This is a genomic window from Pseudomonas sp. 102515 (assembly GCF_031085165.1).
GTDB lineage: Bacteria > Pseudomonadota > Gammaproteobacteria > Pseudomonadales > Pseudomonadaceae > Chryseomonas.
The window spans coordinates 762,089-782,388 of sequence record NZ_JAVHTY010000002.1 but is presented as its reverse complement, the minus strand read 5'-3'; the positions used below and the strand labels follow the sequence as shown (position 1 = coordinate 782,388).

Annotated in this window: 20 protein-coding genes and 1 tRNA gene; 10 read left to right on the top strand and 11 right to left on the bottom strand. The window is 64.3% G+C overall.

Annotated elements, in window-relative coordinates; genetic code table 11:
• Window positions 1–9: 9 nt before the first annotated feature.
• Window positions 10–2,667 carry a cellulase family glycosylhydrolase gene (locus RCF34_RS10690; protein WP_308708125.1) on the bottom strand — a complete coding sequence of 886 codons (2,658 nt, stop codon included), beginning with the start codon at window positions 2,665–2,667 and terminating at the stop codon, window positions 10–12.
• 442 nt (window positions 2,668–3,109) lie between these two features.
• Between RCF34_RS10690 and xth the strand changes: the two genes are divergently transcribed.
• Window positions 3,110–3,898 (top strand): exodeoxyribonuclease III, encoded by a 789-nt coding sequence (gene xth / locus RCF34_RS10685; RefSeq protein WP_308708124.1) that lies wholly within the window; start codon window positions 3,110–3,112, stop codon window positions 3,896–3,898.
• A gap of 4 nt (window positions 3,899–3,902) precedes the next feature.
• On the opposite strand, the gene RCF34_RS10680 is transcribed toward xth, so the two are convergent.
• Window positions 3,903–4,295, bottom strand: coding sequence for a hypothetical protein (locus RCF34_RS10680; protein ID WP_308708123.1), 393 nt, complete (start codon window positions 4,293–4,295; stop codon window positions 3,903–3,905).
• Window positions 4,296–4,519: 224 nt separating this feature from the next.
• Between RCF34_RS10680 and RCF34_RS10675 the strand changes: the two genes are divergently transcribed.
• Together RCF34_RS10675 and rfbD are read left to right on the top strand one after the other, a co-directional pair.
• Window positions 4,520–5,365: a sigma 54-interacting transcriptional regulator gene (locus tag RCF34_RS10675; RefSeq protein WP_308708122.1), complete on the top strand. Its 846-nt coding sequence runs from the start codon at window positions 4,520–4,522 to the stop codon at window positions 5,363–5,365.
• Between the two features lie 253 nt (window positions 5,366–5,618).
• Window positions 5,619–6,503: a dTDP-4-dehydrorhamnose reductase gene (gene rfbD / locus RCF34_RS10670; RefSeq protein WP_308708121.1), complete on the top strand. Its 885-nt coding sequence runs from the start codon at window positions 5,619–5,621 to the stop codon at window positions 6,501–6,503.
• Window positions 6,504–6,574: 71 nt separating this feature from the next.
• Here the strand turns inward: rfbD and RCF34_RS10665 are convergent, their stop codons facing one another.
• Window positions 6,575–8,143 carry a catalase gene (locus RCF34_RS10665; RefSeq protein ID WP_308708120.1) on the bottom strand — a complete coding sequence of 523 codons (1,569 nt, stop codon included), beginning with the start codon at window positions 8,141–8,143 and terminating at the stop codon, window positions 6,575–6,577.
• 260 nt (window positions 8,144–8,403) lie between these two features.
• Between RCF34_RS10665 and RCF34_RS10660 the strand changes: the two genes are divergently transcribed.
• Window positions 8,404–8,640 (top strand): hypothetical protein, encoded by a 237-nt coding sequence (locus tag RCF34_RS10660; protein ID WP_308708119.1) that lies wholly within the window; start codon window positions 8,404–8,406, stop codon window positions 8,638–8,640.
• A 112-nt stretch (window positions 8,641–8,752) separates the two neighbouring features.
• Window positions 8,753–8,959, top strand: coding sequence for a carbon storage regulator (locus RCF34_RS10655; RefSeq protein WP_308708118.1), 207 nt, complete (start codon window positions 8,753–8,755; stop codon window positions 8,957–8,959).
• 22 nt (window positions 8,960–8,981) lie between these two features.
• Here RCF34_RS10655 and RCF34_RS10650 read toward each other — a convergent pair whose 3' ends face one another.
• A complete protein-coding gene (locus tag RCF34_RS10650; protein WP_308708117.1) occupies window positions 8,982–9,452 on the bottom strand; it encodes a hypothetical protein in 471 nt (156 codons plus the stop codon).
• Window positions 9,453–10,021: 569 nt separating this feature from the next.
• Here RCF34_RS10650 and RCF34_RS10645 point away from each other — a divergent pair.
• Complete coding sequence (locus RCF34_RS10645) at window positions 10,022–10,303, top strand: hypothetical protein (protein WP_308708116.1); 282 nt, start codon at window positions 10,022–10,024, stop codon at window positions 10,301–10,303.
• A gap of 58 nt (window positions 10,304–10,361) precedes the next feature.
• Here the strand turns inward: RCF34_RS10645 and RCF34_RS10640 are convergent.
• The 5 genes from RCF34_RS10640 to dapA all read right to left on the bottom strand — a co-directional run bounded on the left by RCF34_RS10640 (window position 10,362) and on the right by dapA (window position 14,174).
• Window positions 10,362–10,451: transfer RNA gene (locus RCF34_RS10640), tRNA-Ser, on the bottom strand.
• 80 nt (window positions 10,452–10,531) lie between these two features.
• Window positions 10,532–11,242, bottom strand: coding sequence for a phosphoribosylaminoimidazolesuccinocarboxamide synthase (gene purC / locus RCF34_RS10635; protein WP_308708115.1), 711 nt, complete (start codon window positions 11,240–11,242; stop codon window positions 10,532–10,534).
• A 157-nt stretch (window positions 11,243–11,399) separates the two neighbouring features.
• Window positions 11,400–12,158 carry an MBL fold metallo-hydrolase gene (locus tag RCF34_RS10630; RefSeq protein WP_308708114.1) on the bottom strand — a complete coding sequence of 253 codons (759 nt, stop codon included), beginning with the start codon at window positions 12,156–12,158 and terminating at the stop codon, window positions 11,400–11,402.
• Window positions 12,097–13,281 (bottom strand): outer membrane protein assembly factor BamC, encoded by a 1,185-nt coding sequence (gene bamC, locus RCF34_RS10625; RefSeq protein WP_308708113.1) that lies wholly within the window; start codon window positions 13,279–13,281, stop codon window positions 12,097–12,099. Before bamC ends, RCF34_RS10630 begins: the two co-directional genes overlap by 62 nt.
• Before the next feature lie 14 nt (window positions 13,282–13,295).
• The gene (dapA, locus tag RCF34_RS10620; protein WP_308708112.1) at window positions 13,296–14,174 is read right to left on the bottom strand and encodes a 4-hydroxy-tetrahydrodipicolinate synthase; all 879 of its coding nucleotides are present in this window, start codon (window positions 14,172–14,174) and stop codon (window positions 13,296–13,298) included.
• 153 nt (window positions 14,175–14,327) lie between these two features.
• On the opposite strand from dapA, the gene RCF34_RS10615 reads away from it, so the two are divergent.
• Both RCF34_RS10615 and RCF34_RS10610 read left to right on the top strand, forming a co-directional pair.
• Window positions 14,328–14,888, top strand: coding sequence for a glycine cleavage system protein R (locus tag RCF34_RS10615; protein WP_308708111.1), 561 nt, complete (start codon window positions 14,328–14,330; stop codon window positions 14,886–14,888).
• Window positions 14,889–14,910: 22 nt separating this feature from the next.
• Window positions 14,911–15,384, top strand: a complete 474-nt coding sequence (locus RCF34_RS10610) for a peroxiredoxin (protein WP_308708110.1) — start codon at window positions 14,911–14,913, stop codon at window positions 15,382–15,384.
• On the opposite strand, the gene RCF34_RS10605 is transcribed toward RCF34_RS10610, so the two are convergent.
• Complete coding sequence (locus RCF34_RS10605) at window positions 15,385–15,639, bottom strand: sulfurtransferase TusA family protein (protein WP_007162768.1); 255 nt, start codon at window positions 15,637–15,639, stop codon at window positions 15,385–15,387.
• Window positions 15,640–15,735: 96 nt separating this feature from the next.
• Here RCF34_RS10605 and RCF34_RS10600 point away from each other — a divergent pair, with 96 nt between their 5' ends.
• Window positions 15,736–17,175 carry a M48 family metalloprotease gene (locus RCF34_RS10600; protein ID WP_308708109.1) on the top strand — a complete coding sequence of 480 codons (1,440 nt, stop codon included), beginning with the start codon at window positions 15,736–15,738 and terminating at the stop codon, window positions 17,173–17,175.
• On the opposite strand, the gene nadA is transcribed toward RCF34_RS10600, so the two are convergent.
• Window positions 17,172–18,230 carry a quinolinate synthase NadA gene (nadA, locus tag RCF34_RS10595; protein WP_308708108.1) on the bottom strand — a complete coding sequence of 353 codons (1,059 nt, stop codon included), beginning with the start codon at window positions 18,228–18,230 and terminating at the stop codon, window positions 17,172–17,174. The two genes, RCF34_RS10600 and nadA, sit on opposite strands and share 4 nt — an antisense overlap.
• A 212-nt stretch (window positions 18,231–18,442) precedes the next feature.
• Between nadA and RCF34_RS10590 the strand changes: the two genes are divergently transcribed.
• A complete protein-coding gene (locus tag RCF34_RS10590) occupies window positions 18,443–20,296 on the top strand; it encodes a pyruvate kinase (RefSeq protein WP_308708107.1) in 1,854 nt (617 codons plus the stop codon).
• Window positions 20,297–20,300: the final 4 nt, after the last annotated feature.

Below are 20,300 nucleotides of genomic sequence, written 5' to 3'. Positions count from 1 at the left end.
CAGCAAAAGCTAGCGCGGTCCTACTGCCGTGCAGCTGTTGCTGGCATCGACATACTTCTTCAGCGTCGGCCACTGCGGACGCTCTACGCCATTGACCGGCTCCACCGCCAGAGTGGAAGTCCCCCAGCCCGGACCTGCCGCCCAGTAGGTCAGCGGCATGCAGTTCTGCTGCAGATAGGCCAGCAGGTTGTCGGTGGCGGTCAGCCAGCGGCTGTCGCCTGCCGGTACGCCGAACTCGGCGATCATGCCCCGCTTGCCGTTGCGCTTGAGCCATTCGACGAAGGGCTTGACGCGATTGACCCCCACCTGCGGATCGAAGTTGTTCATGTTCTGCGCGGCATAGGTGCCACTGCCGTCCTCGTCGAGGTAGACGTTGGCCGCATAGATCAGGTTATTGGCCGGATCCTTCAAACTGAGCAAGGCGTTGCTCGCGCCCGGCCAGTTGGCCGCGCTACCCCAGGCATTGCCCTGGACGATCACCGGGTGGGTGCGGTCCATGGTACGCACCCCGTCGATGCCTGACTGCGCCGTCACCGGCCAGCTGCTATCGGCGCCATTGGGCTTGCCCATGATGTCATAGCCATAGAGTGCCGCATGGTTGCCCCACTGGTAGGCCAGGCGGTACATCAGATCCCAGTAGTTGAAATTGGTGACGGTACCTGTGCCGATCAGGGTGCCCTTGTAGCGGCCACCGTTGTCCAGCGCCAGGATCACCTTCATGTTGTACTTCCTGGCCAGCTCCAGCACCTGGGTGACCTGTTGGGTGTACGCCCCTTCCAGGCTACCGAAGAAGCGCGTCTGCAGACGTTCCCAGATTACCGGGAAGCGGATCAGTCGTACGCCCTTGGCGCTCCACTGCTGGAAGTTGGCCTCGCCCGGCATGATGTAATTGACGTTGAGTACCCCGGGCAGCGTCTGAGGTGCAAAGGCGGCACCCGAGAAGTTCAGCCCCACCAGATTGAGCTTGGCGCTGTTGGCGGGCGTACCGCTCGATCCCGTCGGCGTGGCCGTGGAACCGGCTGCCGGCGTGGTGGAACCGGAGGACCCCGAGCTGCCGGTACCGGTCGCAGGCTTCACCTCGACCACCGGTGCTGTCACCGCCGGAGTCCCACTGCCCGCGTTGCTGCCCGAGCTGGCGCTGCCGGTACTGCCCGTCGTGGTCCCGGGCACCGTCGCCGGCGTGCCGGAGGGGGTGGTACCGGTCTTCAGGGTCTTGGGATAGCCATAGGCATTGCCGTCGAGCTGCGGGCTCTCGATGAAGACGCTCATGTTGCTGCCGACGACCTGGGCATAGGTCACCTTGTAGCTCTTGCCATCGGCTGGCGTGAGCTGCGCGCCCACCTTGAAGGCACCCACGTTCGCGGCCGACGCCGGAATGGAGAAGCCGGCCGACTTGCGATAGACGCCGTGCAGCCAGTCTTCGTTGGTGAAATCGTTGATCGAGGTAGTCACCCCGGTCGTGGCCGAGCCGCCGGTATTGCCGGTGCCCGCAGGGGTACCGGTACCCGAGCTGCCACCGTTGCTCGAACCGCTATTGCCACTGCTGGAGCCACCGCTGCTGCCCGTGGAGCCGCTGGTGGCACCGGTACCGCTGGTCGGCGTGCTACTGGCGCCGCTGCCAATCGGGCCGATGGTGGTGCAGCTGCTGTCATCGATGTATTTCTTCAGGGTTGGCCACTGCGGCCGGTCGGCACCGTTGACGGGCTCCACCGACAGGAAGTAGTTGCCCCAGCCCGGACCTGCCGCCCAGTAGGTCGAAGGAATGCAGTTCTGCTTGAGATAGGCCAGCATCCGGTCCATCAGCGGCAGCCAGCGGGGATCGTTATCCGGCACGCCGAATTCGCCGATCATGCCCTTCTTGTTGTTCTTCTTCAGCCACTCGACGAAGGGGCGGACACGCTCTACGCCGTAGTCCTGGCTCAGCTTGCCGACATCGATGCCGGTGTAGTTGCCGCCGGCGCTTTCGTCGAAATAGGAATGCGCCTGGAAGATCAGGTTGTCGGACGGATCCTTGAGCGCCAGCAGGGAGTCGTTCCACTGCGGCCAGCGGGTCGCCTCCGACCAGCCATTGCCCTCGATCATGATGGGCTTGGTCTTGTCCACCGCGCGGACCCCGTTGATGCCGTACTGGGCGGCGATCGGCCACTGCGCCATGGAGTCGTGGGGCTCGTTCATGATGTCGTAGGCGTACAGCGATGGCTGACTGCTCCAGCGCTGGGCGATCCGGGTCATGATCTCCTGGTAGCGGTCATAGGGTACCGCCGCGCTGCCGATCACCGATCCGCGATAGAAGGTGTAGTTGTGCAGGTCGAGGATGATGCGCATGCCGTATTTCTGCGCATTGGCGAAGGTCTGGTCCACCAGCGCCGCATAGGTCGGGTCCAGCGGACCGCCCAGCACCGGTTGCAGGCGCTCCCAGATGATAGGGAAGCGGATCAGCTTGATCCCCTTGCCACTCCACTGCTTGAAGTAGGCTTCGACGGGAAAGATGTAGTGGGTACCGTTGACGCCCGGCAGTACCTGGCCAGCGAAACCGGCCCCGGACAGATTGAGACCGACCAGATTGACCTGCTCGGCCTTGGCACCGGTAGCCAGGGTCAGGGCGGCAACGAACGGCAGCACCCGGGCGGCCCTGCGGGAAAACTTCAGGAAGGATGGATTCATCATCACCAACTGCGCTAAATCGACAGCGCACTCCCTGAACACTGGCCGATATGAAGTGAGAGAAGCGTCGCGCAGTCATGGCTGACGCGACTTTGCCTCCAGGCATCTTGACCCATACAAGCCACATGCCAACTTCATGGCCAATGACTATGGCCATTACTTAGACATCATTTCGTTTAATGACAAGCAACTGATCAATAAGGAGTTTTTAAAACAACCGTTCATCGCCGCCGACAGATGAATCCTTTCACCTCACGGCGTGAGCACTTCAACCCCGGTCCTCCGTCAAATTTATTCCTTCAACTATCGGATAACCGCCCAAAAGTTCCCTAAGGTGCCAAAAAAAGTAAGTCATAAATTAATGAGAAACAAATCACATAATGATAGTCAAGGAACTGCCTATCTCTCGCTCGGGTCATCGCTATAACCCTTTCCGGAGCGCTCCATGACCTCCCTTACCCTTGCGACCTATAACGTCAATGGCATTCGTGCCCGGCTCCCCATCCTCCTGCAGTGGCTGGAGCGGGAGCAGCCCGACATCGTCTGCCTGCAGGAACTGAAGGCGAAGTCCGCCGACTTCCCGCAGGCGGAACTGGAAGCTGCAGGGTACGGTGCGCTGTGGGACGGTCAGCCTTCCTGGAACGGGGTCGCCATCCTGGCGCGTGACGACCAGCCACTGGAGATTCGCCGCGGCCTGCCGGGAATGGCCGACGATCCGCAACGCCGCTATCTGGAGGCCGCGGTGAAAGGCGTGGTGGTGGCCAGCCTCTATCTACCCAACGGCAATCCCTGGCCGGGCCCCAAGTTCGACTACAAGCTGACTTGGTTCGAGCGCTTCATCGATCATGCCCAGGGTCTGAGCGAAAGTGGCCATCCCGTGGTACTGGCGGGTGACTACAACGTGGTGCCAACCGATCGGGACATCTACGATCCCAAGTCCTGGCGCAAGGATGCCCTGCTGCAACCCGAGAGTCGTGCCTGTTTCGAACGCCTGCTGGGCCAGGGTTGGCTGGACGCCCTGCGGGCCTGCCATCCGGATGAGGCGATCTACACCTACTGGGATTACTTCCGTCAACGCTGGCAGCGCAATTCGGGTCTGCGCATCGACCATCTGCTGTTGAGTCCGATGCTGCAGGATTCCTTGCAGGACGCTGGGGTGCATCGCTGGGTACGCGACCTGGAAAAGACCAGCGACCACGCCCCCACCTGGATCCGCTTCACGGCGCCTCGCTGAGCGTTCAGGCGTCACGCAGCAAGTCGTTGGCATTGAGCAGTGCGAAGAGCACTTCCGGGCGCTGGTTGAGACCGCGACGCACGGCCGCCGGTATCGACTGATGCAGCTTGCGGCACAGTCCGGGTCGTGGCTGCAGCTCGATGAGCATGCCACGCGCGCTGCGCACCTCTCCCGGTCCCGCCCTGACGTCCAGACGAATGCCGAGCTGCTCCATCAGGCGCTGCTGTAGGCGTTGCAAATCAGCGACGCTGGCGACGTTTTCCAGTCGCTCCAGCAGCCGCTGCTCTTCCTGGCGATTGAGCAGTAGCGCCCGCGCGTCGGCCGCGGGATCCGCCAGCACGGCTTCACGCTCGCAGGTGCAGACGCCAGCGGGACAGGGCGCACGCAGGGAAGGCATCCGAATCCAACTCCTCTTCTTCAAGGCGACCGAGATGTTCCAGCCGCCTAATGTTGGCGATAGTGGCAGCTGTATCCAGTCTTTTGGCAGACCCTCGGACCAACGCCCGGATTCCTCGGCTTACCGCCGACAGACAACTTGATCATCTAAAAATAACCAAAAACTCTAAATGCATAGCGAAAGCTTATTTTTTGGCATAACCGTTCAAAGGATAGGATGGTGCTTTGACTGCCTATGACTTCACCATGCCCACACACTCGCCCGACCTCCTTATCGTTCCTGCGGATCAGCAAAGCGCCCTGACCATCCGCGCCAAGGCGCTGGCCTTCGCCGATCCGCGCTCCCGACAGTTGCTCGAACGACTGGATGAGCGGGCACCTCAGCCCAACCCCGTGGTGCTGGTGGGCGAATGGGGAACCGGACGTGAGCTACTGGCACGCCGGCTACACGAACGCAGCGGCAGGACCGGGCTGTTCAGCAGTCTGAATTGCGCCTCGCTCAGTCGCCGCCATGGGGCTGCCGAACTGTTCGGCTATGTTCCCCGAGCCTATGCCGGCACCTCTGGCAGTCGCGTGGGCTGGTTCGGTACCGCCCATGGAGGCAGCCTCTATCTCGACGAGATCGCCGACCTGCCTGGCGAGTTGCAGGAGGAGTTGGTGGAGGTGCTGCTGGATGGCAGCATCCTGCGCCTGGGCAGTAGCGTGCGCACGCCCGTGGACGTCCGCCTGATCGCCGGTTCCAGCGTGGACCTGGCACGGGTGGTCGAGGCTGGCAACTTCTCCGCGCGCCTCTGGGCGCTCCTCGCGCCGGGTCTGGTGCCCGTGCCGCCGCTACGCGAGCGCCCGGCCGACCTGCTGCCCCTGGCTCGGCATTTCCTCCAGCAGCATGCAGACCGCCTCGATCGCACCGCGCCCGAGTTGACCGCTCAGGACGAAACGGCGCTGCTCGCCTATCCCTGGCCGGGAAACGTCCGCGAACTTGAACAGGTTCTCCATACCGCCCTGCTGACTGCCTCGACGTCTGGGCTCCAGCTTGGCAAGCTGTTGCCTTCATCCTCCGCTACGCGCTGAACTCCGCCGACAGACGGCAGTCCTAGCCGCGTACGTCATTTTGCTCGAGTTCTACCATGACCTCCCTATCCAATCAGTCGATGCCCACTCCGCCATAGCCAGCGGCTGCCACCTTTCTCCGTGAAGGTGACCGGAACTCTCGATTTGTCGCCTCGCGCGGCAGGTTTTGGTTCGTGCAGGAAAAGCCCGTGGCTTTTCTGTAATCGACTACTTTGGATTACGCCTTCCGTGGAAGGCGTTCAGGCATGGTTTCATGAATATTGTGATCACTGGCCGTTCCGGCCAGGTTTCGCGCGCCTTGCAGCGCGAGTTCGGTAGCACCCATCACTTGACCGTCCTCGGACAAGCGGACCTGGACCTCGCCCAGACCGGGCAACTGCGGGCGGCTTTCGACCGACTGGAACCCGACCTCATTCTCAACGCCGCCGCCTATACCGCCGTGGATCGGGCTGAAGAGGACATCGAGCGCGCCGAGGCCATCAACGCCCGGGCGCCACAGATCCTGGCCGAGCTGGCGCGCGAACGGGATATTCCCTTCGTGCACTACTCATCCGATTACGTCTTCGACGGCAGCCGTCGCCAACCCTACACCGAGGCCTGCAGCCCGGCGCCCCTGAGCGTCTATGGCCGCTCCAAGCTGGCGGGCGAACAGGCGGTGCTGGCGGCCGGAGGTCGTGCGCTGGTGCTGCGCACCTCCTGGGTCTATTCCCACGACGGCCAGTGCTTCTTCAATACCATGCGCAAGCTGCTGGCCGAGCGCGATGAACTCCATGTAGTCGAGGATCAGCTCGGCGCCCCCACCTGGGCCCCCACCATCGCCACCGCTACCCGCCAGTTGGTCGAACGCCTGCTGGAGCAAGGCGATGTCGACGGCCTCTATCACCTGACCAATGCCGGCCAGACCTCCTGGTACGGCTTCGCCGCCGCCATCGCCGAGCGCCTGGCGCAACGCGGCGAGCTGCGCGCCCGTCTCTACCCCACTACCACCGAACACTACCCTACCCCGGCGACGCGACCGCTCTATTCCTGCCTGGACTGCCGCAAGGTCGAGGCGGTCCTGCCGACTGCCTTGCCGGACTGGCAGGCCGACTTCGACCGCTGCTGGGCGTTGTTCGAGCGCGACAGAAAGCTGAACTGAGCGTGCAGGACCCCGGCGAACGCTGTCCGCCGGGTCGCCCCAGGTCGAAGGTCAGGACGGGTCGCGGTCTCTCACTGGCGCTCCAGTTCGCCGCCCTGGTAGGTGGGCTCCGCCACGTCTTCGTTGGGCGCAGGATGGCCAGGCAGATTCGGTAGCGCCTTGGCTCTTTCCAGGTCGATGTCGGCGCCCTGGGCCACCCGGGTGCCGTAGTCCGGATCGCAATGCCAGAAGTGCCAGACCATCCGCAGCTGGATGTCCTCCGGACAGGCCTGCATATCCGCGACCAGATTGGCGATGAGATCGTCCCGCTCCCAGTCCTCGAAGCTGCGATAGCGCGCGCCGGTCTGCTGGTAGTCGGCGGCCGTCTTGCGGGATTGATAGCGTCCCAGATGCCCCTCGATCCACTGGCGATACTCGTGCTGCGGCCGTGGAGCTTCGCGCAGGCCGCCCTGGGAGCTGGGTTCGTAGTTCACGTGGGGATTGCTCCCGCTGCGATCCACCTGCAGCGCCATCTGGCCATCGCGCTGATTGGTCGCATAGGGGCATTTGGGGGCATTGATCGGCAACTGCAGATAGTTGGCGCCGACCCGATAGCGCTGGGTATCGGAATAGGACAGGGTCCGCCCCTGCAGCATCTTGTCGTCGGAAAAGTCGATGCCCTCCACCAGCACCCCCGTGCCGAAGGCCGCCTGCTCGGTTTCGGCGAAGACATTGGACGGATTGCGATCCAGCACCAGCCGGCCCACTGGCAGCAAGGGAAACTGGTCTTCAGGCCAGCGCTTGGTATCGTCCAGGGGATCGAAGGGCAATTCATCGTGTGCCTCATCGGTCATGATCTGCACGCACATCTCCCACTCGGGATGCTCGCCGCGCTCGATGGCATCGTAGAGATCGCGGCTGGCATGGCCCACGTCGTATTTCTGGATCTCGGCCGCCTGCTCGCTGGTGAGATTCTTGATGCCCTGCCTGGGCTCGAAGGAAAATTTGCACAGCACCGCCACGCCCTGGTCATTGACCAGCTTGTAGGTGTTCACACTGGAGCCCTGCATGTGTCGATAGTCCGCCGGGATGCCCCAGGGGCTCTTCACCCAGGTCACCATGTGCAGGGCTTCCGGGTGATGCTGGACGAAATCGTAGAAGCGCCAGGGCTCCTGGCGATTGGTGATGGGGTCGGGCTTGAACGCGTGGATCATGTCGGGAAACTTGATGGCGTCGCGAATGAAGAACACCTTCAGGTTGTTGCCCACCAGATCCCAGTTGCCGTCCTCGGTATAGAACTTGATCGCGAAGCCCCGTGGATCCCGCGCTGTCTCGGGAGATTCCTTGGCGCCGATGACGGTGGAAAATCTCAGGAAGACCGGCGTCTTCACCCCGGTAGTGGTCAGCACCTTGGCGCAGGTGTAACGGCTGGCGGGCGCGTCGCCGATGGTGCCATAGGCTTCGAACCAGCCATGGGCCGCGGTGCCCCGGGCATGCACCACGCGCTCGGGTACCCGTTCCCGATCGAAATGGGTGATCTTCTCGATGAACTGGTAGTTTTCCAGCGTGGCGGGTCCCCGCTCGCCCACGCTGCGCAGGCTCTGATTGTCCCGTACCGGATGACCCTGGCGGGTCGTGAGAGTGATCTTGTCGTCGCTCATGATGGTCTCCAGGCTAGTCACGTCGAACACAAAGATGACCGGGCCTAGCCGCGGCAGTTGTCCGCCATCAGACGAGCTGTCCTGAGACGAAACGGCGCCACCACCGTTTCCGCCGACCACCCAGGGCTCTAGCCGATACCTCCTGTCCGTTCAGCGGAAAAAATCGCTGATCGCGCTATCGACCCCATCCAGACTGCTCATCGTCAGTCGATAACCTTCACGGCGATACTCTCCAACAAGAACAGCAGCGGGAGCCCCCCATGCCAGAAGAATACGAAAGCGATCTCCGTCCCTATTCGAAATCGGCGCGGAAATCCGATTTCAATGAAATGGCCGCCGCCGTTGCCGCCGCCACCTCCGCCTGGGCCCTGGCCACCTTGGTCGCCGTCATCGCGGGCTATCACGGCAGTGGGCCGACCAATACCATCAACCTGTTGGTAATGGTCTCGGGTGGCCTGGGGTTCGTGGGACGACGCTGGCAACTGGGACGACGATAGCAATCCGGGACCTGCACAGGTCCCTGGCCCAGCGCTAACAATCTGTCTACTGATTCTCGCCAGGAGCGGAACTGGTTATCATCAGCGCCCTGAAATCATGGCAGGGATGCTCATGTCCTATCTGGTCTTGACCCGTCGTACCGACGAAATCATCAATCTATCCCTCAAGCCGGGAGCCGATGAAGAACGGCTGCTGGACCTGTTGTTCAATGGCGGAATCAATATCCACATTCTCAAGGTGCAGGGCGATCGCGTGCAGGTAGGCGTCCAGGCGCCTGCCGACATCAGCATCATGCGTCAGGAGCTGCTGCCCTTCTAGGTCGGCCGGTAACCGGCACGCGCTAACTGGACCAGGGCGAATTGCGATTGCGCACGTATTCGAAGCGCCCTTCCAGTCCCCGCCATTCCACACCCTGCCAAAGTTCGGGAGCCAGCGTCCCTTCGGCCTGCAGATCCGGACGATAATGGGCGAAGAACGGCTGGCCATCGCGCAGCACGATGACGTTGTGCCGCTCCTCGATCTGGGCGATGAGGTCCAGAACGGCTTCGGCCGAGCGTCCGCCACTCAGGCAATAGCAGCTGCCATATTGGTGAAGCATGCTTTCGAAGCGATAACGATAGAGGGTGCAGCGATCGGTTTCGAGATGAACGCTCTGTCCCTTGGCGTCCTGCAGGGCGTGATGAACGCAGCGGTCGCAATCCTCGAATTCCTGACGCGATTCCACCCACTCACCGAGAAACTGCTTCTTCCACCGCCACACCAGCAGCCCACGATCTTCAGGCCGTGAGTACACGCTGACCTTGTAGAACATCGCTCGACTCCTCTTATTGTTATGCGCCGAAGCCATCGTCCAACGGCCGCCGCCTACTGCTCGGCCATCGGAGATCGCACGCTCTATGGCGTACGTTTCCAGCATCGCTCCATTTGTCCGAGGCGTCCAGACATTCCCGGACGCTGTTCACTACCGCTCGACGGCGTGCGACTTCCATGGATATCGCTTGCGCGGGTTGCCGAATTAACCGCGGCTTCGTCCAAATTCGATACAAGATGCCAGCGGCCTTGCCCGACAGATAATTCGCGTCAGACCAGGGCAAACCATCGAGCCAGAGCCGAATACAAGACAGGTACAGCTTTTGCTACCGCTTATCAGACGATCCGATATCGCCTGCTTCCGGCTTCTGCAGCGGACTAGTATTCAGCCAACATCAGCGCCTGGATCGGCAGAAATGGCCGTCTCAACAAGGACTTGAAAGGCCCGGTCGGCGCCTGCCCGTCTTGCCCATGAGCAACGTGCGCAGACGACTTGAAGAGGCCTTGCCGCCCCGGCTGCGACCGAGACATAGCTATTTGAAGAAGCCCTTATCGACTCGAGGATCTTTTATGTCCGCCCTGGATAGCGGCTTCAATGAAGCGCTCCGCTATGCCATCAGCAACTGCCCTGCACGCACGACCGGGCAACTGGCAGCCATCGATTATGCCGAGAGGGTCATCCGTCAGGGGCCGGCCGCGCTCTCCCCGCTGGAGCGCAGGACCCTGACCCTTGAACTAGGCTTCTGGCTGGACCGTTACCAGCGCCTCCAGGAATTCTCTGGCCAACGCCTGGCAGATACGGACGCGAGCCCCTTGGTAGCCTCTGTTCCGGACAGGAACAAGGCTGGCTAGCCGAAATCCGGCCAATAAAAAACCCCGAGGTGCCTGGCACGCTCGGGGTTTTCGTATTTGGCGGAGAGATAGGGATTTGAACCCTAGGAGCCATTGCTGACTCAACGGATTTCGAATCCGTCCCGTTCGACCACTCCGGCATCTCTCCAACGCGGCGCATGATACCAGCCATGCGGGCAAAAGCGAACAAGCAATTGCAAAAAAAGCTCTGGTATCAGCGGCTTGCGTTTAGAACGGGACGCCCAGGCGCTGGGCGACCTCTTCGTAGGCCTCGATCACGCCGCCGAGACCCTGGCGGAAGCGATCCTTGTCCATCTTCTTGCGGGTTTCCTTGTCCCAGAGGCGGCTGCCGTCCGGGCTGAATTCGTCGCCCAGCACGACCTTGCCGTGGAACAGGCCGAACTCCAGCTTGAAGTCCACCAGCAGCAGGCCGGCGCCGTCGAACAGCTGCTTGAGGATATCGTTGATGCGGAAGGTCAGCGCCTTCATCTCGGCCAGTTGGTCGAGGGTAGCCCAGCCAAAGGCCTGGACGTGGCTTTCGTTGACCATCGGATCGTGCAGGGCATCGTTCTTCAGGAAGAGTTCGAAGGTCGGCGGCGTCAGCTCCAGGCCTTCTTCCACGCCCAGGCGGCGCACCAGGCTGCCGGCGGCGAAGTTGCGCACCACGCATTCCACCGGAATCATCTCGAGCTTCTTGACCAGGCATTCGTTGTCGCCCAGCAGTTGCTCGAACTGAGTGGGGATACCGGCGGCTTCGAGCTTCTGCATGACGAAGGCATTGAACTTGTTGTTCACCATGCCCTTGCGCTCGAGTTGCTCGATGCGCTCGCCATCGAAGGCAGAGGTGTCGTTGCGGAACAACAGGACCAGGCGATCGGGATCGTCGGTGGTGAATACCGACTTGGCCTTGCCACGGTAGAGTTCTGCGCGTTTTTCCATCTTGGACTCCGGTTCGAATGGCTTGCAGGCTGTGGACGAACGCAGGTGAGGCGACCGGTTCGGGACGAGTACAGCCGGGAAGCGCAGTTTACATAGGATCGTGGATCTTTTGGCCGTGCAGCAGCGCCCGGCCACGAAAGAAAACCTGGTCAGCGCCTCAGGCGATGGCCTGCCATTCCAGCCCCTGCTGCTGGTCGGCGATCTGCAGCCAGTCCGCGTCGCAGCCCAGTACATTGGTGAAGCAGGCGCGGGCGAGCCAGGGGTTGTTGTTCTTCTCGCTCAGGTGGGCGAGCACCAGGTGCTGCAGGCCCGGACAGGCCAGCTCCATCACCAGCTCGGCCGATTGCCGGTTGTTGAGATGCCCGCGCACCCCGCCGACCCGTGCCTTGAGGTGATAGGGATAGGGCCCTGCGGCGAGCATGTTGCTGTCGTGGTTGGCTTCGATCACCAGGGCATCCAGGCCACGATAATGCGCCAGCACGCCAGGGGTGGCCTCGCCGAGATCGGTGAGCACGCCCAGGCGCTTGCGGCCGTCGTCGAACACGAACTGGGTCGGCTCCAGGGCGTCGTGGGACACCTGCACCACCGTCACCTCCAGCGCACCCAGCACCAGCCGCTCGCCGTCCACCAGCAGCCCCTGCGCGGTTACCGGCTTGCGCAGCCCGTGCCCGGTACCGGCGCTGTAATAGACCGGAACGCCGTGCTTGCGCGCCAGGAGCTCGACGCCCTGCACGTGATCGGAATGTTCATGGGTGACCAAGACGGCGTCCAGCTGGGCAGGTACCACGCCCAGCCGGGCCAGGCGACGTTCGGCTTCCCGCAGGGAGAAGCCGCAGTCGATCAGCACATAGCTGTTATGGCTGTGCACCAGGGTCGAGTTGCCCCGACTGCCGCTGCCCAGGATTGCGAAGCGCATATTGCATGCTCGTCTGAAGCTTTTTCAGCACGCCTTCGGCGATGTCCTGGGGTGCTGCGGTGTTGATGGTCTTGTCCAGGGTGACCTGGACGGTATTGCCCACCGAGGTGAGGCGCACCTGGAAGCGCCGTGCCCGGGCATCTTCCTCTTCCTTGGTCTCGCCCTTGCCGAACAGGCGACCGAAGAAGCCCGGCTTGCGCTCTTCAGGCTTCTGCGCGCCTTCGGCGATGTTCACGTAGTACACGCCCAGGCTGCGATCCATGTCGTCGACGCGGATGTCGGCGCCTTCGATGGCGCGACCCACGCTGGACCAGGCGCGATTCAGATCGCTTTCCAGCACCAGCATGGGCACGCCGCTGCCGTCGACCTCGTAGGTGACGCGTTCGGGGGTATCGTAGCCACCGGCGGCCAGCAGCGAGACCGAGCCACTGCCCTGCTCGCTGCGGTCCAGGCCGGCCAGCACCTGATTCAGCAGGGCGTCATCGAGCGCCGAGCTGTTCTGGCTGCTGGACCAGGACGGCTCGCTGGAGCTGCCCTGGCTACGGGTCTGGGTCTGGATGAAGATCTCGCTGCTGCCCGACTGCACGCCCGGCTCGATGCGCAGGCGGGTGCGCAGCTCGTTGCCCGGTTGCAGGCGGCCGTTGGTACTCAGGCTGCGGGCCAGGGGCGTCGACAGCTCGGTGGGCGCCTGCCAGGCGGTGATGATCTCCCCGGTCTGCGGACGCTCTTCGGCAATGCGGAAGCCGTTGTCGGTCAGGTACTGACGGGCCACCGGCCAGACGGTGGCCGGGACCTTCTGGGCGGCCAGCCAGCGGGCATTGCCGCTGCGCTGCACGCTGAACTGTTCGTTGCCACTGCCCTGGACGGCCAGCGCCTGGGGTTTCGGCACTTCGAAGCCATAGGAGCGGTTCTGGGTATCGGCCACGTTGGCCGGGATCGGCAGCAGCGGATCCATCGGCTTGGCCTGGACATCCGTCGGCACCTGCATGGGGCCGGTCTCGCGGGATTCGAGATAGTCGTTGCCGCGATCACGGAAATAACCATGCTCGCCCCACACCCAGCTGCAGCCACTGGCGGTGGCCACGGCCAGACCCAGCGTCGTCAAACCCAGAACACGTTTCATCGACTGCTTCCTAATCACGCCAGCACTCCCGCCTGACGCAGGGCCTGACGTACCACTTCGTGGCAGCGCGAGCTGAGCCAGGTCAGCGGCAGGCGGATACCGGCGTCGATCATGCCCATTTCGTGCAGGGCCCACTTCACCGGGATCGGATTCGATTCGATGAACAGATTCTTGTGCAGCGGCATCAGCTGTTCGTTGAGCGCGCGTGCGGTGCCGGCATCGCCCCGCATGGCGGCGGCGCAGAGTTCGCTCATGGCGCGCGGCGCGACGTTGGCGGTCACCGAGATATTGCCCTTGCCGCCCAGCAGCATGAGTTCGGCGGCGGTGGCGTCATCGCCCGAGTAGACCAGGAAGTCCTTGCCGACGCGGGAGAGGATGTCGCGTGCGCGCGCCAGGTCGCCGGTGGCTTCCTTGATGCCGATGATGTTCGGCACCTTGGCCAGGCGCTCGACGGTCTCGGCCAGCATGTCGCAGGCGGTGCGGCCCGGCACGTTGTAGAGGATCTGCGGGATGGCGACGGTTTCGGCGATCATGCGGAAGTGCTGATAGAGCCCTTCCTGGGTCGGCTTGTTGTAGTAGGGCACGACCAGCAGGCAGGCGTCGGCGCCCGCGTCCTTGGCGGCGCGGGTCAGGTCGATGGCCTCACGGGTGGAATTGCCACCGGTGCCGGCGATCACCGGGATGCGCCCCTTGACCTGCTCGACCACATGACGGATCACGGCTACGTGCTCGTCGACGTCGACCGTGGCGGATTCACCCGAGGTGCCCACCGCGACGATGGCGTCGGTGCCTTCGGCGAGATGGAAGTCCACCAGCTTGGTCAGGTTGTCCCAGTCGATACGCCCCTGGGCGTCCATAGGGGTGACCAGCGCCACCATGCTCCCCGCAATCATGCAACCGCTCCTGCCGGAAAAAGAGAGCGGTAATGGTACTGACGCCTCTGCGCCAGCACAAGCAACGTGCCCCCAACGGGCATTCCCCCCGCGAGCGCTTTTCGCTACCCTTCCGCCTTTGCCAGTCTGTATCTCCCCCTGCCAGGAACCCTAATGTCCGCTACCCCCCCGATTCGCGAACAATTTCTCGTCATCAGTGCGCTGGGCGCCAATCCCATGGAGCTGACCAACGTGCTCTACCGCAGCTGCATGGACAACCGCTGCGCGGTGGTCAGCAGCCGGCTGAGCCGGCACGGGGAATACAGCGCGCTGATCCTGCAGGTCTCCGGCAACTGGGACGGCCTGGCGCGCCTCGAAGGCGGCCTCGCCGGTCTCGGCAAGCGCCACGGTTTCACCGTCGGCGTCACCCGCAGCGCCGCCCTGGAAAGTCGTCCCCAGGCCCTGCCGTACGTCGTCTATGTCAGCGCCGCCTATCGCCCGGACATCCTCAACGAACTCTGCCAGTTCTTCGCCGACCACAAGATCGAAGTGGAGAACCTGGTCTGCGACTCCTACCAGGCGCCCCAGACCGGCGGCACCATGCTCAACGCCACCATCACCGTGACCCTGCCCGCCGGCACCCAGATCAGCTGGCTGCGCGATCAGTTCCTGGATTTCGCCGACGCCCTCAATCTCGACGCCCTGATCGAGCCCTGGCGACCGCAGAGCAACTGACAGAACCCGCAAGGAGCTGCCCATGAGCGTGACCCTCGACCAACCGCTTCCGGACTTCCAGGCCCAGGCCACCAGCGGCCTCGAGGTCTCGCCCGCCAGCCTGCGCGGCCACCAGGCGGTGCTGTACTTCTATCCAAAGGACAACACCCCCGGCTGCACCACCCAGGGCCAGGGCTTTCGCGATCTGCACGAGCAGTTCCAGGCCGCCGACACCCTGATCCTGGGCGTCAGCCGTGACAGCCTGCGCACCCACGAGAATTTCCGCACCAAGCAGGGCTTTCCCTTCGAGCTGATCAGCGACAAGGACGAGACCCTCTGCCAGCTGTTCGATGTGATGCGGCAGAAGAAGCTGTATGGCAAGGACTACATCGGCGTGGATCGCAGCACCTTCCTCATCGACCGGGACGGTGTGGTACGCCAGATCTGGCGCGGCGTGAAGGTCCCCGGCCATGTCGCCGAGGTGCTGGCCGCCGCCCAGGCACTCAACCAGGCCTGATCAGGCCTTGCGCAGCCAGTAGCGGAAGGTCTCTCCGGCAACCTCTTCGCCCACCAGGGCATGTCCCGACAGCTTGGCGAAGGTGCGGAAGTCGCGTTGCGAGCCAGCATCGGTCGCCACCACGGCCAGTACCTCGCCCGAAGACAAGCGATTGAGTTCCAGCTTGGCCTTGAGCAGCGGCATGGGGCAGCTCAGGCCACTGGCGTCCAGCTGGGCGGTCACCGCACCGGTGTAGGGTTGGCTCAGATCGGCCATGGGATTCTCCATTGGGGGCTACGTCAGTGCCCGGGTTTGCTAGGCACCCAGACGGCGGGCCGCTAAAGTAGCCCTTTTGCGGCCACGAGTCTTGCCATGAACGTCCTGCGCCCCGTCCTGCTGTCCCTGGCGCTGCTCGCCATGCCCCATCTGGCGCAGGGGGCGAACGATCTGCCGTCGCTGGGCGATGCCAGCTCTTCGATCGTCTCGCCCGAGCAGGAGTTTCAGATGGGCCGCGCCTGGCTGAGCATGCTGCGCGGCCAGGTCCCCAGTCTCAACGATCCCCAGCTCAAGCAATTCGTCGAGCAGTCGGTCTATCGCCTGGCGGAAACCAGCGATCTGCAGGATCACCGCCTGGCCTTCATCCTGATCAAGGATCCGGAGATCAACGCCTTCGCCGCGCCCGGCGGCGTCATCGGCGTGAATGGCGGCCTCTTTCTCAAGGCGGAAAACGAATCCGAATACGCGGCGGTCATGGCCCACGAACTGGGTCACCTGATCCAGCGCCACTTCGCCCGCGGCGTGGAAAACCAGCAACGCATGCAACTGCCGCTGATGGCGGCGCTGCTCGCCGGCATCGTGGCCGCTGCCGCAGGCGGAGGCGATGCCGGGATCGCCGCGATCGCCTCGACCCAGGCGGCGGCCATCCAGAGCCAGTTGCGCTTCTCCCGCCTCAACGAGCAGGAGGCCGACCGCGTCGGCATCGTCAACCTGGAGCGCGCCGGCTACGATCCGCGGGCCATGCCGGAAATGTTCGGCCGCCTCGCCCGTCAGTACCGCTACGACCGCACCCCGCCGGAATTCCTGCTCACCCACCCGGTGACCGAGAGCCGCATCGCCGACACCCAGGCCCGCGCCGAGCGGCTGCCCAAGGGCGGCGTCGAGGACAGCATGCGCTTCCAGCTGATGAAGGTGCGCACCCAGATGTACTTCGAGGAGACCGCCGGCCTGCTGGTGAAGCGCTATCGGGCCCAGTTGCAGGAGGCGCCGGACAACGATCCGGTGCGCTATGGCCTGGCCATGGGATTGACCAAGCAGGGCCAGCTCAACGAGGCGCGCGACACCCTGGCGCCGCTACTGCGCAAGGCGCCGGACGACATCAGCTACAACCTCGCACAGGTCGATCTGGACATCACCGCCAACCGCCTGCCCGACGCCCAGAAACGCGTGCGGCGGCTGCTGGACCTCTATCCGGACGATCTGGCCGTGAGCCTCGCCCAGGTGGACATGCTCGGCCGCACCAAGCAAGCCAAGGCCGCCAGCCAGTTGCTCGACAAACTGATCAAGCAGCGGCCGATCGATCCGGACCTGTGGAATCAGGCGGCGGACGTTCGCGGCCAGGCCGGTGATCTGGTCGGGGTGCACCAGGCACGGGCCGAGTACTTCGCCCTGACCGGTGACTACAACCAGGCGATCCAGCAACTGGGCTTCGCCAAGCAGCGCGCCGCCAGCAACTATCAGCTGGCCGCGCGGATCGATGCTCGCCAGCAGGAGATGATCGCCCAGCGCAAGCTGAGCGAAGAGATCCTGCGCTAGGCGTTTCCCTTGGCCTGCAGCTGCAGGGCCTGGGTGAAGTCGAGCATGCGCTTGAGCGGCTTGACCGCCCGGGGGATGAGCGCCGGATCGACCAGCACCTCGCCGGAGCCGTCGAGCAGGCAGTTGAGGGTGCGCTCCAGGGTGTTCATCGCCATCCACGGGCAGTGGGCGCAGCTGCGGCAGGCGGCGCCGTTGCCGGCGGTGGGCGCTTCGATAAAGACCTTGTCCGGGCAGGCCTGCTGCATCTTGTAGAAGATGCCGCGATCAGTGGCGACGATGAACTGGCGATTGGGCAGCGTCTGGGCCGCCCTGATCATCTGGCTGGTGGAACCGACATGGTCGGCCAGTTCGATCACCGCCTCGGGCGACTCTGGATGCACCAGGATGGCCGCCTCCGGGTAGAGCCGCTTGAGGTCTTCCAGCTGGCTCGCCTTGAATTCCTCGTGGACGATGCAGGAGCCCTCCCACAGCAGCATGTCGGCGCCGGTCTCGCGCTGGATATAGCGACCCAGGTGGCGATCGGGGGCCCAGAGGATGGTCTCGTCGTTGTCCATCAGGTGCTCCACGATGTCCAGCGCGCAGCCGGAGGTGACCACCCAGTCCGCGCGGGCCTTCACCGCGGCCGAGGTGTTGGCGTAGACCACCACGGTGCGCTCGGGATGCTGGTCGCAGAAGGCGGAGAATTCGTCCACCGGGCAACCCAGGTCCAGGGAGCAGGTGGCCTCCAGGGTTGGCATCAGCACGCGCTTTTCCGGGTTGAGGATCTTGGCCGTCTCGCCCATGAACTTCACGCCAGCCACCACCACGGTGGACGCCGGGTGGCGATTACCGAAGCGGGCCATCTCCAGGGAGTCGGCGACGCAACCGCCGGTCTCCTCGGCCAGGGCCTGGATCAGCGGATCGGTGTAGTAATGGGCGAGGAGCACCGCGTTCTGCGTCTTGAGCTCGCGGGCGATGGCGGTCTTGTAGGCCGCGATCTCGTCCGGCCCGAGCGCCTTGGGCTGCTTGGCGGCCAGATGGGCCTGGACCAGGAGACGTTCGGAAATCTGCACCATGGCGGGTACCTGAAAACGGGGGTCGTCAAGGCCGCGCATCATAGCAGCATCCTCGGCGACTCCCTATGGGCGCCAGCGGCAGCCCCCGCGATGAGTGGCCATCTGCCGCTAATGTCTGGCAACACTTGGCTTTTCACTTCTGCGGCGGCCATGGGTCCGAGACAGGAACGCCCGGTGAGCGTCTCGCCTGGGCCCTCTGCTGGAGACCTATCGTGCCGCCCCGTTCGACCTCGCGTTCCCGGTCCCCCGATCAGGCTCTCGCCACCCTGCTGGATAAGCTACGCGCCCTGCAGGGTGCCCTGGAGCAGGCTGCCGCGGAGCCACGGCTGGATCGGCAGGCGCTCAATCCCGCCTACCGGGCCAGTGCCCAGAATCTGCTCGCCTATCTGGCGCTGCGCGCCGGCGATCTGCATGACCTGCAGTTGCAACTCTCCGCCCTGGGGCTGTCGTCCCTGGGGCGCTCCGAAGCCGCGGTGCTACCGACCGTGGCGACCCTCATCAACACCCTGGAACGCCTGCTCGGCGGCAGCCCGGCGGCGCGGCCGACGACCAAGGCGGTCAATCCCCTGGCAGATCACGCGCGAGCACTGTTCGGCACGCCCGCCTCCGCGCGGGAGGTACGCATCATGGTCACCTTGCCCAGCGAAGCCGCAGACGATTATGCGCTGGTACGCGACCTGCTGGCAGGACATATGGATTGCGCGCGCATCAACTGCGCCCACGACGAACCGGCCAGCTGGACGCGCATGATCGAACACGTGCGGCGGGCCAGCGCGGAGCTGGACCAGCCCTGCAAGGTATTCATGGACCTGCCGGGGCCCAAGCTGCGCACCGGGCCTATCGCCACGGGCGCGGCGGTAAAGAAGGTGAAGCCTGAGCGCGACGCCCAGGGCCGCGTCCAGCAGCCGGCGCGGATCTGGCTGACCGGCCGCCGCCGGCCGCGACCGGCACCCTCCCCGGCGGCTGCCAGCGTCCAGGTGGGCGAACGCTGGCTAGCTGGCCTGCAGGCGGGCGAGCGGATCCAGCTAAGGGACACGCGCCAGGCGCAGCGTCGCTGGACGGTCGTCGAGGTCGGAGATCGCGGCTGCTGGGCGGAGGCAACCAAGACCACCTACCTCACGCCCGGCCTGCGCCTGAGCGTCGAGCGCGATGGACGCGGGAGGCACAGCCGCATCGGCGACTTCGCCCCGCAGCCAGGCGCCCTGCGGCTGGCCGAGGACGATCTGCTGATCCTGACCGCCGACCAGACGCCCGGTCGGCCCGCCAGCCAGGACAGCGGCGGGCACCTGCTGACACCCGCCACCCTGGGCTGCACCCTGCCCCAGGTGTTCACCGACGTCCGTAGCGGCGAGCCGGTCTGGTTCGACGACGGCAAGATCGGCGGGCTGATCGAGCACGCCGATCAGGACGCGCTGGAGGTCCGCATCACCCAGGCGCCGGGCGGCGCCAAGCTCAAGGGGGACAAGGGCATCAACTTTCCCCAGAGCACCCTGCGGCTGGCAGCGCTGGGCGAACAGGACCTCACGGCCCTGGCCTTTGCCGCCGAGCATGCGGACGGCATCGAGATGTCCTTCGTCAATAGCGCGGATGATGTCCGCGCGCTGCTCGCGGAACTGGAGCGCCTGCGGGCCGAGCACCTGGGTGTGGTGCTGAAGATAGAAACGCGTCGGGGCTTCGACAACCTTCCCGCCCTGCTGCTGGCGGGCATGCAGCGCGGCGGATTCGGCGTGATGATCGCCCGCGGCGATCTGGCGGTGGAAGGCGGCTTCGAGCGTCTGGCGGCGCTGCAGGAAGACATCCTCTGCCTGTGCGAGGCGGCCCACGTGCCGGTGATCTGGGCGACCCAGGTGCTGGAGAATCTGGCCAAGAAGGGTTCGCCTTCGCGCGCCGAGATCACCGATGCCGCCACCGGGGTCCGCGCCGAGTGCGTGATGCTCAACAAGGGCCCGCACATCCTCAAGGCGGTCGCCACCCTGGATGAATTGCTGGTGCGGATGCAGGGCTACAACAGCAAGAAGCGCCAGCTGCTGCGCAAGCTGGAACTCGCCTCGCCCTGGGCGGACTGATCCG

Excerpts from the sequence above, each read along its gene's own strand:
- RCF34_RS10690 (WP_308708125.1), bottom strand. The coding sequence starts at position 2,667 with ATGATGAATCCATCCTTCCTGAAGTTTTCCCGCAGGGCCGCCCGGGTG.
- RCF34_RS10600 (WP_308708109.1), top strand. The coding sequence starts at position 15,736 with ATGAACGTCCTGCGCCCCGTCCTGCTGTCCCTGGCGCTGCTCGCCATG.
- RCF34_RS10680 (WP_308708123.1), bottom strand. The coding sequence starts at position 4,295 with ATGCCTTCCCTGCGTGCGCCCTGTCCCGCTGGCGTCTGCACCTGCGAG.
- RCF34_RS10630 (WP_308708114.1), bottom strand. The coding sequence starts at position 12,158 with ATGCGCTTCGCAATCCTGGGCAGCGGCAGTCGGGGCAACTCGACCCTG.
- RCF34_RS10605 (WP_007162768.1), bottom strand. The coding sequence starts at position 15,639 with ATGGCCGATCTGAGCCAACCCTACACCGGTGCGGTGACCGCCCAGCTG.
- dapA (WP_308708112.1), bottom strand. The coding sequence starts at position 14,174 with ATGATTGCGGGGAGCATGGTGGCGCTGGTCACCCCTATGGACGCCCAG.
- bamC (WP_308708113.1), bottom strand. The coding sequence starts at position 13,281 with ATGAAACGTGTTCTGGGTTTGACGACGCTGGGTCTGGCCGTGGCCACC.
- RCF34_RS10655 (WP_308708118.1), top strand. The coding sequence starts at position 8,753 with ATGTCCTATCTGGTCTTGACCCGTCGTACCGACGAAATCATCAATCTA.
- RCF34_RS10645 (WP_308708116.1), top strand. The coding sequence starts at position 10,022 with ATGTCCGCCCTGGATAGCGGCTTCAATGAAGCGCTCCGCTATGCCATC.
- xth (WP_308708124.1), top strand. The coding sequence starts at position 3,110 with ATGACCTCCCTTACCCTTGCGACCTATAACGTCAATGGCATTCGTGCC.
- RCF34_RS10660 (WP_308708119.1), top strand. The coding sequence starts at position 8,404 with ATGCCAGAAGAATACGAAAGCGATCTCCGTCCCTATTCGAAATCGGCG.
- RCF34_RS10610 (WP_308708110.1), top strand. The coding sequence starts at position 14,911 with ATGAGCGTGACCCTCGACCAACCGCTTCCGGACTTCCAGGCCCAGGCC.
- RCF34_RS10665 (WP_308708120.1), bottom strand. The coding sequence starts at position 8,143 with ATGAGCGACGACAAGATCACTCTCACGACCCGCCAGGGTCATCCGGTA.
- RCF34_RS10615 (WP_308708111.1), top strand. The coding sequence starts at position 14,328 with ATGTCCGCTACCCCCCCGATTCGCGAACAATTTCTCGTCATCAGTGCG.
- RCF34_RS10650 (WP_308708117.1), bottom strand. The coding sequence starts at position 9,452 with ATGTTCTACAAGGTCAGCGTGTACTCACGGCCTGAAGATCGTGGGCTG.
- nadA (WP_308708108.1), bottom strand. The coding sequence starts at position 18,230 with ATGGTGCAGATTTCCGAACGTCTCCTGGTCCAGGCCCATCTGGCCGCC.
- purC (WP_308708115.1), bottom strand. The coding sequence starts at position 11,242 with ATGGAAAAACGCGCAGAACTCTACCGTGGCAAGGCCAAGTCGGTATTC.
- rfbD (WP_308708121.1), top strand. The coding sequence starts at position 5,619 with ATGAATATTGTGATCACTGGCCGTTCCGGCCAGGTTTCGCGCGCCTTG.